The sequence below is a fragment of the Magnetospira thiophila genome, assembly GCF_054657015.1.
The window spans coordinates 1624684-1637845 of record NZ_BAAHXF010000001.1; the positions used below are offsets into that span (position 1 = coordinate 1624684).

11 protein-coding genes are annotated in these 13162 nt (G+C 62.7%); 9 read left to right on the forward strand and 2 right to left on the reverse strand.

The annotated features are described in order from the left end of the window. Window positions 1-6 precede the first annotated feature (6 nt). Entirely contained in the window at window positions 7-915 is a 909-nt protein-coding gene (locus ACYQ1P_RS07860; RefSeq protein WP_460019791.1) for a LysR family transcriptional regulator, read from the forward strand. Window positions 916-926: 11 nt separating this feature from the next. Here ACYQ1P_RS07860 and ACYQ1P_RS07865 read toward each other — a convergent pair whose 3' ends face one another. After that, on the reverse strand, window positions 927-1172 hold the full coding sequence (locus tag ACYQ1P_RS07865) for a DUF2312 domain-containing protein (RefSeq protein ID WP_460019792.1): 246 nt from the start codon (window positions 1170-1172) through the stop codon (window positions 927-929). Between the two features lie 171 nt (window positions 1173-1343). Here ACYQ1P_RS07865 and ACYQ1P_RS07870 point away from each other — a divergent pair, with 171 nt between their 5' ends. Next, window positions 1344-2408 carry a response regulator gene (locus ACYQ1P_RS07870; protein WP_460019793.1) on the forward strand — a complete coding sequence of 355 codons (1065 nt, stop codon included), beginning with the start codon at window positions 1344-1346 and terminating at the stop codon, window positions 2406-2408. Between the two features lie 30 nt (window positions 2409-2438). Here ACYQ1P_RS07870 and ACYQ1P_RS07875 read toward each other — a convergent pair whose 3' ends face one another. Further along, window positions 2439-4451 carry a methylmalonyl-CoA mutase family protein gene (locus ACYQ1P_RS07875; protein ID WP_460019794.1) on the reverse strand — a complete coding sequence of 671 codons (2013 nt, stop codon included), beginning with the start codon at window positions 4449-4451 and terminating at the stop codon, window positions 2439-2441. A gap of 202 nt (window positions 4452-4653) precedes the next feature. Here ACYQ1P_RS07875 and ccrA point away from each other — a divergent pair, with 202 nt between their 5' ends. The 7 genes from ccrA to ACYQ1P_RS07910 are packed head-to-tail and all read left to right on the forward strand — an operon-like array spanning window position 4654 to window position 13142. After that, window positions 4654-5937, forward strand: coding sequence for a crotonyl-CoA carboxylase/reductase (gene ccrA, locus ACYQ1P_RS07880; RefSeq protein ID WP_460019795.1), 1284 nt, complete (start codon window positions 4654-4656; stop codon window positions 5935-5937). 32 nt (window positions 5938-5969) lie between these two features. Then, window positions 5970-7631 carry an acyl-CoA dehydrogenase family protein gene (locus ACYQ1P_RS07885; RefSeq protein ID WP_460019796.1) on the forward strand — a complete coding sequence of 554 codons (1662 nt, stop codon included), beginning with the start codon at window positions 5970-5972 and terminating at the stop codon, window positions 7629-7631. An 18-nt stretch (window positions 7632-7649) separates the two neighbouring features. Then, window positions 7650-8216, forward strand: coding sequence for a cob(I)yrinic acid a,c-diamide adenosyltransferase (locus ACYQ1P_RS07890; protein WP_460019797.1), 567 nt, complete (start codon window positions 7650-7652; stop codon window positions 8214-8216). A gap of 53 nt (window positions 8217-8269) precedes the next feature. Beyond that, entirely contained in the window at window positions 8270-9226 is a 957-nt protein-coding gene (locus ACYQ1P_RS07895; protein WP_460019798.1) for a bifunctional riboflavin kinase/FAD synthetase, read from the forward strand. 11 nt (window positions 9227-9237) lie between these two features. Further along, complete coding sequence (gene ileS, locus ACYQ1P_RS07900; protein ID WP_460019799.1) at window positions 9238-12060, forward strand: isoleucine--tRNA ligase; 2823 nt, start codon at window positions 9238-9240, stop codon at window positions 12058-12060. A 2-nt stretch (window positions 12061-12062) separates the two neighbouring features. Further along, window positions 12063-12572 carry a signal peptidase II gene (lspA, locus tag ACYQ1P_RS07905; RefSeq protein WP_460019800.1) on the forward strand — a complete coding sequence of 170 codons (510 nt, stop codon included), beginning with the start codon at window positions 12063-12065 and terminating at the stop codon, window positions 12570-12572. A gap of 6 nt (window positions 12573-12578) precedes the next feature. After that, on the forward strand, window positions 12579-13142 hold the full coding sequence (locus tag ACYQ1P_RS07910; RefSeq protein WP_460019801.1) for a DUF3035 domain-containing protein: 564 nt from the start codon (window positions 12579-12581) through the stop codon (window positions 13140-13142). Window positions 13143-13162: the final 20 nt, after the last annotated feature.

Genomic DNA, 13162 nt, shown 5'->3' on the forward strand with positions numbered 1-13162 from the left:
GGGCCGATGCGTCATTTGCTGCCGCTGCGTTTCATTGATGCTGTCGCGCGCGCCGGGTCCATCCGCAAAGCGGCGGAAACCCTGGCGATTACCTCCACTGCGCTGAACCGGCGCATCCTCGCCATGGAGGAGGATCTGGGGGTGCCGATCTTCGAACGCTTGCCGCGCGGGGTGCGGCTCTCGGCGGCGGGCGAGATCCTGCTGCACCATTTTCGCGCCCAGTTGAGCGACATGGAACAGGTCAAGAGCCAGATCGCCGACCTGTCGGGGGAGCGACGCGGCCATGTCTCCATCGCCTGTAGTCAGGCCCTGTTGCCCTATTTCCTGCCGGCCCAGATTTCGTCCTATCGCAGCGCCCATCCGGCGGTCACCTTCAGCGTCTATCTGCGCGACCGCGCCGCCGCCGAACAGGCCCTGGTGGATTTCAGCGCCGATCTGGCGTTGGTGTTCGAGCCGGTCCGGTTGATGGACGTTCAGGTCCTGCAGACCGTCCGCCAGCCGGTCTATGCGGTGATGACCTCGACTCACCCGTTGGCCGGTCAGGGGACCCTGCGATTGCGCGATTGCCTGCGCTATCCCATTGCCCTGCCGACCACGCCCTATGGGGTGCGGCACCTGTTGGAAGCGGCGGTGCGCCGGACGTCGCTCAGTTTGCACCCGGTTGTCGAGTCGGACAGCTTCGAATTCCTGCGCTATCACGCCCAGGCCGAGGACATCATCACTTTTCAGATCGCCATCGGGCTGCCTGCGGCCAGCGAATCCCAGACCCTGGTCAGCCTGCCCCTGGATGAGCGGGATGTGCCACACGGGGCCTTGTATATCGGGCAGTTGCGCGGGCGCGCCCTGTCGGTGGCCGCCGCCCGTTTCGCCAATCAGATGCTGGGCACCTTTGCCGAACGGTTCGATTGCGTGTGACGGGATATGGGCTATTCCATGTCCAGCGCGGCTTTGTACAGGTCGAGCAGTTCCTCGGCCTCGCGACGGTCGGCCTGATCCATTTTGCGCAAGCGGATGATCTGACGGATGATCTTGACGTCGAAGCCGCTGCCCTTGGCTTCCGAATAGATTTCCTTGATATCGCCCGCGATGGCGGTTTTCTCGTCTTCCAGGCGCTCGATCCGCTCGATGAAGCTGCGCAGGCGGTCGGCGGCAATGCCTCCGGTTTCGGTCATCCTTCTCTCACTCCCTCATGCTGCGGATCGGAGGCGGACCATAACCGTCCCATCAGGGCGACGCAAGAGCGACGCGCGACCAGGGACCAGTTGTCAAACAGGTGATATTTGCGCTAAAAAGAAGTAACTGTAAAAAAACAAAGTGCTTTTGATTTCCTGGGAGTGTCGCACGTGGCCCTGTACGATCTGGAAATGCTCACCGTCTTTCTGGTCGAGGACAATCAGTACATGCGCTTCACCATGGAGGATCTGCTGCGCCAATTGGGGGTCGGGCGGGTCGTCTCGGCGCAGAATGGCCAGGAAGCCATCGAGTATTTCAAGACCTTGCGGGTCGGACGCCAGAGTTACGGCGTCTTCAACGTGGATATGGTGATCACCGATCTGGTGATGGCACCGATCAACGGCATGCTGCTGCTGCGCTGGCTGCGTTCGGCCAAGGAGTCCCCCAACCGCTTCATGCCGACGATCATGGTGTCCGGGGCGGCCGACCGGCAATACGTGCAATCTTGCCGCGACCTGGGCGTGACCGAATTTCTCGCCAAGCCGTTTTCGGTTGAATCGGTGTACAAGAAAATCCTCGAAGTCATCGACCGACCGCGTCCCTTCGTCATGACTCAGGCCTATTTCGGCCCCGATCGTCGGCGGCAGCGTTTCGGGACGCCGCCCTCCGGCGATGAACGGCGCGGCACCAAGGACGAAGACATCACCATGGTCTATGGACCCAAGGACATGAAGCAACCCAAAAAGGGCGATTCCGGGGTCTGGCAGTTCCGACTGCCCAACGGGCTCAAGGACAAGGTGGGCGGCATGGGGGATTCCGGCCCCGGCGAATTCCCGGCCGAGCTGCTGGCAAAGGCGGAGGAAAAGCTGGAACGGGCGCAACTGGATTTCTCAACCTGGGCTTTGGAATATCTGACCCAGTTGTCCGATCTCTGCACCGAGGCCCTGAGCCAGCCCAGCGGGCGGGCCGAGCATTTCGAAAAGATCAACCTGTTGGCCCTGGAACTGCGCGGCCAGGGCGGCACCTTCGGCTATCCCCTGGTGACCATCGTCGCCAAGGGCCTGTACAACACGACCTACGCGGGCTGTCCGGATGACGACAAGGCTTTGGAGATCGTCAAGGCCCATATCGACACCATGCGCGCCGTGATCCGCGAAAAGATTGCCGGTGACGGCGGCGACGTGGGGCGGCAGTTGCTCAAGGGTCTGAAAGCCGCCATCGCCAAACACAGTTGACCCCCGGGCCTGCTTCAGGCTGTGACTTCCTTATTGAGGTGCCGCGATCTCCGCCAGGTCGCCCATGATCGCCGACAGGTCGAAATCCTTCGGGGTATAGACCCGGGACACTCCGGCGGCGCGCAGGGCGTCGGCGTCGGCGGGCGGGATAATGCCGCCGACCACTACCGGCACATGGCCCATGTCCAGCGCCCGGAGCTGTTCGAGGGTCTCGGTGACCAGCGGCAGGTGGGAGCCCGAGAGCACCGACAGGCCAACCAGATGCACCTGTTCCTCCAGGGCGGTTTCGGCGATCCGGGCCGGGGTCAGGCGGATGCCCTCGTAAACCACTTCCATGCCCGCATCCCGGGCCCGCACGGCGATCTGTTCGGCGCCGTTTGAATGGCCGTCCAGACCGGGTTTGCCGACCAGGATCTTCAGCGGTCGTCCGAGCCGCTGGCTGGCCTCGGCCACCTTGGTCCGGGCAGCCGTCAGGGCATCATCCGCCTGTGCCCTGGGGGCCGCCGCCCGGGCCAAACCGGTAGGCGCACGATATTCGCCGAACACCTGACGCAGGGCATCACTCCATTCGCCGGTGGTCACCCCGGCATGGGCACAGGTAATGGAGGGCTCGACCACATTGCGGCCGTCCTGGGCAGCGGCCTTGAGTTCGGCCAAGGCGGCGGCGACCGCCCCATCGTCGCGGGCCGCCCGCCAAGCCTGCAACCGTTCGATCTGCGCCCGCTCGGCCCCCGGATCGGCGCTCATGTACCCCCCATCGGAGCCGACCAACGGACTGGCCTCGCCTTCGATAAAGCAGTTCACGCCGACCACTTTCTGCACCCCGGATTCGATATCGGCCAATCGTTTGGCGTTGGATTGCACCAGGGCCCGCTTGAGATAGCCGCTCTCCACGGCGGCAATGACGCCGCCCATCTCGGCGATGGTCGCCATTTCGGCCCGCCCGGCAATTTTCAGTTTCTCCACCTGGGCGGCGATTTCTCGCGATCCATCGAAAATATCGCCATATTCCAGCAGGTCCGTTTCATGGGCGAAAATCTGTTGCAGGCGCAGGCTCCATTGCTGATCCCACGGGCGCGGCAGGCCCAGCGCCTCGTTCCAGGCCGGGAGCTGCACGGCGCGGGCACGGGCGTTTTTCGACAGCACCACCGACAGCATTTCCAACAAAATTCGGTAGACGTTGTTCTCCGGCTGCTGTTCGGTCAGGCCGAGGGAATTGACCTGCACGCCGTAACGGAAGCGGCGCAGTTTTTCGTCCTTGATCCCGTAGCGTTCGCTGGCGATTTCCGCCCACAGCTCGCTGAACGCCCGCATCTTGCACAATTCGGTGACGAAGCGGATTCCGGCATTGACGAAAAAGCTGATGCGGCCGAGGGCTTGCGGAAAGTCCGCTTCGGGGACCTGACCGGACTGGCGCAGCGCATCGAGAATCGCCACCGCCGTGGCCAGGGCATAGGCCATCTCCTGCACCGGCGTCGCCCCGGCCTCCTGCAGGTGATAGGAACAGACGTTGGTCGGGTTCCACTTGGGTACCTCGCGATAGGTGAAGGCGATGACGTCGGTCATCAGCTTCAGGGAGGGCGCGGGGGGGAATATATAGGTGCCCCGGGATAGGAATTCCTTGACCAGATCGTTCTGCACCGTGCCGGACAGGTCGGCCCGGTCGGCTCCCTGACGCTCGGCGGCGGCGATGTACAGGGCCAACAGCCAGGGGGCCGGGGCATTGATGGTCATGGAGGTGTTCATCTTGGCCAGCGGAATGCCGTCGAACAGGGTTTCCATGTCGCCCAGATGGCAAATGGGCACCCCCACCTTGCCCACTTCGCCGCGCGCCAGGGGATGATCGGAATCGTAGCCGGTCTGGGTCGGCAGGTCGAAGGCCACCGAAAGCCCGGTCTGTCCACGTTGCAGATTCTTGCGATACAGGGCATTGGACGCGGCTGCGGAGGAATGGCCGGAATAGGTGCGGATCAGCCAGGGGCGATCCTTTTCCCGCCGTCCGGGGTCCCTAACTTCTGTTGCATCTGCGAAATTATTTCCCATAACCCACGGCTCCGATTACCTGTTTTTTCCATTAGAAATTCATAAAACATAATAAAATTACATAAATAGGCAAAAATTATCATTAATCTATCATCTTGTGCATTGCGAAGAAAGTGCGAAACGGGTAAAACTTTTGTGCAGCGCAAACAAGTCCTGCCGTGCGGGCGGGCTTGATCTATGACCGTGACAAGGGAGCAGCCCCATGAGTGAGGCAGTGGACATTCAGAACGCGACGGCCAATCAGCCCAAGAAAGACCTGTACGAGATTGGTGAGATTCCACCCCTGGGGCATATCCCGAAACAGATGTACGGCTGGGTGATCCGCCGCGACCGCCATGGCGAGCCCGACACGGCGATGCAGATCGAGGTGGTCGACGTGCCGGAGATCGACAGCCACGACGTGCTGATCCTGGTGATGGCGGCGGGCGTCAACTACAACGGTGTCTGGGCCGCCTTGGGCGTGCCCGTTTCGGTGTTCGACGTGCACAAGTCCGACTACCATATCGCCGGGTCCGACGCCGCCGGAATCGTCTGGGCCGTCGGCTCCAAGGTCACCCGCTGGAAGGTCGGTGACGAAGTGGTGGTGCATTGCAATCAGTCGGACGGAGACGACGAGGAATGCAACGGCGGCGATCCCATGTATTCGCCGAGCCAGCGCATCTGGGGCTATGAGACCCCGGACGGTTCCTTTGCCCAGTTCACCCGGGTCCAGGCACAGCAATGCATGCAGCGTCCGAAGCATCTGACCTGGGAAGAAAGCGCCTGTTATACGCTGACCCTGGCCACCGCCTATCGGATGCTGTTCGGTCATCGGCCACATACCCTGAAACCCGGCCAGAACGTGCTGGTGTGGGGCGCCTCGGGCGGTCTGGGCTCAATGGCCATTCAGCTCATTTCCACCGCCGGCGCCAACGCCATCGGCGTCATCTCCGAAGAGGACAAGCGGGAATTCGTCATGGGTCTGGGGGCCAAGGGTGTCATCAACCGCAAGAATTTCGATTGCTGGGGACGGCTGCCCGATGTGGGTGGCGAAGAGTTCGGCCCCTACATGAAAAAGGTCCGCGAGTTCGGCAAGGCGATCTGGCAATACACCGGAAAATTCGTCGATGTGGACATGGTGTTCGAGCATCCGGGCGAGGCGACCTTCCCGGTCTCGGCCTTCATCGTCAAGCGCGGCGGCATGGTGGTGTTCTGCGCCGGGACCACCGGCTACAACATCACCTTCGATGCGCGCTTCGTCTGGATGCGCCAGAAACGCATTCAGGGCAGCCACTTCGCCAACCTTCTCCAGGCCAGCCAGGCCAACAAGCTGGTGGTGGAACGGCGTATTGATCCCTGCATGTCCGAAGTCTATGCCTGGGAGGACATCCCCGACGCCCATGTGAAAATGCGCAAGAACCTGCACAAGCCCGGCAACATGGCGGTGCTGATCCAGGCCAAGAAACCCGGTCGCCGCACCCTGGAAGACGTCATCGCCGACGAATAGGCGCAGGGGCAAAATTAAGAGGAGAGCGGATCATGCCGACCGAAAACCATATCCTGCGGCATCTGTTGCCGACCTGCGAAAAGGCGTTGCGCACGGCGCGCGACGTGGAGCAATCCGTGAGTGCCCATGTGACCACCCTGGTCACCGGCGACACTGGAAAGCTGGACCCGGCGTTGATCGAGCGGGAGCAATATGCCTGCCATGGCTATGCCTGGCTGGCGACCACCGTGACGGCACTGGAACAGATGCTCCATTGGGCCCAACGGCTGGACGACGAGGGAGCGTTCGGTGATCTGGAAAAACTGATGCTGCAAGCCGCCTTTGCGGAATATCTGCATCAGCTTTACGGCGGCATCCCGATGAGTCAGGGCGAGGTGGTGCGTCCGGCGGATTTCGGCATCGAAGCCAGCGAACGCTTCCGGCTGCAATGTCCCCATACCCACCTGCTGCGCGACCACGGCTTCACGGCGGCGGTCCGCCAGCGCATCGCCGACTTGATCCAGGACGGCCATTTCGGCAATCCGGGGTTGGGCGACGAGACCCTCAACATGGTGCGTGACCAGTTCCACCGCTTCGCCGAGGAACAGGTGGTGCCCCATGCCCACGATTGGCACCTGAAGGATGAACTCATCCCCCTGAGCATCGTCGAACAGATGGCCGAACTCGGTGTCTTCGGGCTGACCATTCCGGAAGAATTCGGCGGCCTGGAAATGGGCAAGCTGGCCATGTGTGTGGTCACCGAGGAACTGTCGCGCGGTTACATCGGCGTCGGCTCCCTGGGCACCCGCTCGGAAATCGCCGCCGAACTGATCCGCCTCGGCGGCACCGAAGCGCAGAAACAGAAATACCTGCCGCTGCTGGCTTCGGGCGACTTGCTGCCGACCGCCGTATTCACCGAACCCAACACCGGCTCCGATTTGGCCTCCCTGCGCACCCGCGCGGTGAAAGACGGCGACGACTATGTGGTCACCGGCAACAAGACCTGGATCACCCATGCGGCGCGCAGCGACATGATGACCTTGTTGGTGCGCACCAACCCGGACGAGAAGGGATATCGGGGGTTGTCCATGCTGCTGGCCGAAAAGCCACGCGGCACCGAGGGCGACCCGTTTCCCGCCGCGAACATGGAGGGCACCGAAATCGAGGTGCTCGGCTATCGCGGCATGAAGGAATATGAACTGGCCTTCGACGGCTTCCGTGTCCCCGCCGACGGGCTGCTCGGCGGTCAGGAGGGCCAGGGCTTCAAGCAGCTCATGGAAACCTTCGAATCGGCCCGCATCCAGACGGCGGCCCGGGCTGTCGGTGTCGCCCAATGCGCCATGGAATTGGGCCTGCGCTATGCCCAGGAACGCATCCAGTTCGGCAAGCCGCTCTATGCCTTCCCCCGGGTGCATGGCAAGTTGGCCTGGATGGCGGTGGAAACCATGATCGCCCGCCAGTTGAGCTATTTCTCGGCCCGCGAAAAGGATTCCGACGTGCGCTGCGACATCGAAGCCGGGATGGCCAAGCTGCTGGCGGCGCGGGTGGCCTGGTCCAATGCCGACAACGCCCTGCAAATCCACGGCGGCAACGGCTATGCGCTGGAATATCCCATCTCGCGGGTGCTCTGCGACGCCCGCATCCTCAATGTCTTCGAGGGCGCGGCGGAAATTCAGGCCCAGGTCATCGCAAGAGGGCTGTTATCGGGTCGCTGAATAGGATAAGATAACGACATGGTCTGGCTGTCGAAAATATACACGCGCACCGGCGATGCGGGAACCACGGCCCTGGGCAACGGGGAACGGGTCGATAAGCACGATCTGCGGGTGGAGACCTATGGCACCATTGACGAGGCCAATGCCATCATTGGCCTGGCCCGCCTCTATACCGGCGGCGATGTGGATCACCTGCTGGCCCGCATCCAGAACGAGCTGTTCGATCTGGGGGCCGACCTGTGCACCCCGGTGCCCAAGTCGGGCGAGGACAAGCACCTGCGCATCACGGCGGATCAGGTGGAGGCTCTGGAACGGGATATCGACGTGTTCAACAGCCTGCTGGAGCCGCTCAACAGTTTCGTGCTGCCCGGCGGCGCGGCTTCGGCGGCCCGTCTGCACTATGCCCGCACAGTGGTCCGCAAGGCCGAACGGCGCTTGACCGCGCTGGCCGTGACCGAGACCATCAATCCGGAAGCCCTGAAGTATGTCAACCGGCTGTCCGACTTGTTGTTCGTGCTGTCCCGCCATCTCAACGATAATGGCAAGAACGACGTGCTGTGGAAGCCCGGCGCCTCGATGGCTTGACATTCTGCTTTTCCCCTTGACCCGACGCCGGTCGCCGGGCACCTTCCCGCCCCATGCGCATCTATCGACATTATAAGGACCTGCCTGCCGAATTCCGGGGAGGCGCCGTGGCGGTCGGGAACTTCGATGGCGTCCATGTGGGGCACCGGGAGGTAATCGGCGAGGCGGGCCTGATCGCGCGCGCCAGCACGCCGAAGCTGCCCTGGGGGGTGCTGACCTTCGAGCCCCATCCGCGACTGTTGTTTCAGCCCGACCAACCGCCGTTCCGGCTGTCGCCGTTCCGCATCAAGGCGCGCCATATCGAGGAAATGGGAGTGGATTTCATGGTCGTGTTGCAGTTCGACCGGGAATTCGCCAGACAGCCAGCGGAAAAATTCATTGATGACGTGCTGGTCGGCGGGCTGCGGGCGCGCCATGTGGTGGCGGGCTATGACTTCCTGTTCGGCAATGGCCGACGGGGCAATTGCAGTATGCTGCTTGGCATGGGGCAGGCCCATGGTTACGGCTTCACCTGCGTTCCGGCGGTGACTGACAACGACGGCGAGCCCTATTCCTCGACCCGGGTGCGCGACTTCCTGCAAAGCGGCGACCCGGTCAGCGCGGCGGCGGTTCTCGGGCGACCGTTCGAGATCGAGGGCCGGGTGGAGCATGGCGACAGACGCGGCCGCACCATCGGCTTTCCCACCGCCAACCTGCATTTGGATGAATATATCCATCCCACCTTCGGGGTTTATGCGGTGCGCGCCGGGATCGACCGGGGCGGCCAGACCCATTGGATTGACGGGGTGGCCAATATGGGCCTCCGCCCGACCTATGAAACCAGCGGCGTGACCCTGGAAGTCCACCTGTTCGATTTCGATGAGGACCTGTATGGCAAACATTTGCGGGTGGCCCTCATCGAGCATCTGCGCCCGGAACGCAAGTTCGCCGGGCTGACCGAATTGCAAACCCAGATCGCCAAGGATGTCACCCGGGCCCGGGAAATCCTGTCGGCGATCCCTCCAATGTGAAGAGCGAACCCATGAGCGTCGATTACAAGGACACCCTGTTCCTCCCCAATACCGATTTCCCCATGCGCGCCGGTCTGGCCAAGAAGGAGCCGGAGATTCTGGCGCGCTGGCAGGAAATCGGGTTGTTCCAGAAGTTGCGGGCCGAGGCCAAGGGGCGTGAGAAATTCGTGCTGCACGACGGCCCGCCCTACGCCAACGGCCATCTGCATATTGGTCACGCCCTGAACAAGATCCTCAAGGACGTGATCAACCGCTCTCAGCAGATGATGGGCAAGGATGCCTGCTATATCCCCGGCTGGGACTGTCACGGCCTGCCCATCGAATGGAAGATCGAAGAAAAATACCGCGACGCCGGGAAGGACAAGGACAATATCCCGGTGCCGGAGTTCCGGCAGGAATGCCGCGACTTTGCCGGGTCGTGGATTGGCATCCAGGCCGAGGAATTCCGGCGGCTCGGCGTCGAGGGGGATTTCGAGCATCCCTATACCACCATGTCCTTCGAGGCCGAGGCACGTATCGTCGGCGAACTGGGCAAGTTCGTGATGAACGGCGGTCTTTATAAAGGGGCCAAGCCGGTCATGTGGTCCTGCGTCGAAAAGACCGCCCTGGCCGAGGCCGAGGTGGAATACTACGACCATACCTCGAGCACCATTTTCGTGCGCTTTCCCGTCGCCACGCCCTCGGTGCCGGAAATCGACGGTGCAGCGGTGGTCATCTGGACCACCACCCCCTGGACCATCCCCGGCAACCGGGCGGTGGCCTATGGCGCGGACATTGATTATGTGGTGCTGGAAGTCGGCGCGACCAATGACAAGGCCGTCGTGGTGCTAGGCGACCGGATCATCGTCGCTGAAGCGCTGGTCGGCGAGGTCTGTGCCGCCGCCGGGATCGAGGGTCATGAAATCCGCCATCGCCTCAAGGGGGCCGATCTGGCCGGGACCGTCTGTCATCATCCGCTGCACGGGGCGGGCTATGACTTCGATGTGCCGCTGCTGTCGGCCGGGTTTGTCGAGGTGGATACGGGTACTGGCTTCGTCCATATCGCGCCGGGTCATGGTCAGGATGACTGGGAACTGGGCATCGCCAATGGCGTCGCCGTCCCCGACACGGTGGGGCCGGACGGGGCCTTTTTCGAGCATGTGCCGCTGTTCGCCGGGATCCGTGTTCTGGAGGTCAAGGGGCCGCGCAAGTTCGACTTTCCCGGCAACTGGGCGGTGATGCGTGAATTGACAGCGCGCGGCAACCTGCTGGCCAAGGGCAAGCTGGTCCATAGCTATCCCCATTCCTGGCGCTCCAAGGCACCGCTGATTTTCCGCAACACGCCGCAATGGTTCATCTCCATGGAGACCAACGACCTGCGGAAAAAGGCGCTGAAGGCCATCGACGAGACCCGCTTCGTGCCCGGTGGCGGACAGACCCGGCTGCGCTCGATGATCGAGAGCCGTCCCGATTGGTGCGTCTCCCGGCAGCGTGCCTGGGGGGTGCCCATCGCTGTCTTTGTGGACAAGAAGACCGGCCAACCGTTGCGTGATCAGGCGGTGATCGACCGCATCGTCGCGGCGTTCCGCGAGGGGGGGGCCGATGCCTGGTTCAGTCGTCCGGCGCAGGACTTCCTCGGCAACGATTACCAGGCTGAGGATTATGATCAGGTCACCGACATTCTCGATGTCTGGTTCGATTCCGGCTGTACCCATAGTTTCGTGCTGGAGCCCAACGAGAATCTGAAGTGGCCCGCTTCGTTGTATCTGGAAGGCTCCGACCAGCATCGCGGCTGGTTCCATTCGTCGTTGCTGGAATCCTGTGGCACCCGGGGCCGCGCCCCCTATGAGGCGGTGCTGACCCATGGCTTCGTCATGGCCGAAGACGGGCAGAAAATGTCCAAGTCCCTGGGCAATATCGTCAGCCCGCAGGATGTGACCAATAACCAGGGGGCGGATATTCTGCGCCTCTGGGTGCTTGGTTCCGACTATTCGGAAGACCTGCGTATCGGCCCGGAAATCCTCAAGCAGCATTCGGATGTCTATCGCCGCCTGCGCAATACCTTCCGGTTCCTGCTCGGCAACCTGAAGGGCTGGGTCGAGGCGGAGCGGCTGCCGGTGGACCAGATGCCGGAGCTGGAGCGCTGGGTGCTGCACCGGTTGTGGCAGTTGGATCGCGAAGTGCGCCAGGGCTGCAACGACTTCCTGTTCCATCCGCTGTTCGACAAGCTGCATAACTTCTGTGCCGTCGAACTGTCGGCCTTCTATCTGGATATCCGCAAGGACAGCCTGTACTGCGATACCGACACGTCGATCCGACGGCGTGCCGCGCGCACGGTGTGCGACATCCTGTTCGATACCCTGACCGCCTGGCTGGCCCCTTATATCTGCTTCACGGCGGAAGAGGCTTGGCTGGCCCGCCATCCGTCTGCAGACGGGTCGGTGCATCTGCGGCAGTTCCCGACCATTCCCGAGGATTGGCGCAATGATGCCCTGGCCGAGAAATGGGCCACCGTGCGCGAGGTGCGCCGTGTGGTCACCGGGGCATTGGAAAAGAAGCGGGCTGATAAGACCATCGGGGCCAGCTTGCAGGCCCATCCCCGGGTCAGCGTCACCGGCAATCAGTTTGCCGCCCTGGACGGGGTGGATCTGGCGGAAATCAGCATCACCTCGGATATTACCCTGGTGGCGGAGGATGTGCCCGCCGGGGCCTTCACCGATCCGATGGTTGCCGGGGTCGGGGTGCAGGTGAACTTGGCCGAGGGCGAAAAGTGTCAACGCTGTTGGCGGGTGCTGCCTGACGTAGGGGACCACGGCCATGAGGGACTCTGCGGTCGCTGCGCCGAGGCGGTCTGAACATGGACAGCCTGCGCGCCCGCCTGACCACTGGTCTGCCCCTGGCCCTGCTGGTGCTGGTCCTTGATCAGTTCAGCAAATGGTGGATCATCGAACGGGTCATGGTGCCGCCCCGGATGATCGAGGTGACCTCGTTCTTCAATCTGGTGATGGTGTGGAATCGCGGCGTCAGTTTCGGCATGTTCGATTCGGGGTCTGCGGCCTCAATCTGGATTCTCAGCGGGGTGGCGGTGAGCATTGCCATTGTGCTGGTGATCTGGATGCTGCGGGCCGAGCGCCGCGCCCTGGTGGTGCTGTTGGCGTTGATCATCGGCGGGGCTGTTGGCAACCTGATCGACCGACTGCGTTTCGGCGCGGTGGCGGATTTTCTGGATGTGCATGTGGGGGGGCTGCATTGGCCGGCCTTCAATGTGGCGGACTCGGCCATAACCGTCGGTGCGCTGCTGCTTGTCGCGGACAGCTTGTTTGGCGGCGCGGAAAGCCGTACAAAGAGAGAAGATGAAACGGAGTGACCTGCCATGAGACGGACGATTCCGATGGTTCTTCTCGCCAGTGCCCTGGCCGGGGGCCTGAGCGGCTGTAGCGATACCAAGGAGGTGCTGGGGATCGGCACCAAGCAGGCGCCGGACGAATTCACCGTCTATTCCCGCGCTCCCCTGAGCATGCCGCCGGATTTCGGCCTGCGCCCCCCGGCTCCGGGCACCGAACGGCCCGAGACCGCCGATCCCGCATTGGAGGCGAAGCGCGCCATGCTGGCCGGACGGACCTTAAGCAACGCGCCGCTGACCGGTCTCACGCCCGGGACCCAGGCGCTGCTGCGACAGGCCGGGGCCGAGAACATCGACCCGGCCATCCGCGAGGAGATCAACCGCGAGACCTCGACCCTGGTGCGCGAGGAAGAGAGCTTCACCGATTCCCTGCTGTTCTGGCAGAAAAAGGAACCCTTCGGCGAAGTGGTCAATCCGACCGAGGAATCCGACCGCATCAAGGCCAATCAGGCCCTCGGCGATCCGGTGACGGCGGGGGATACTCCGGTCATCGAACGCAAGGAAAAAGGCTGGCTGGAAGGTATTTTCAATTAACGCCGCTTGCGCGGACCGAA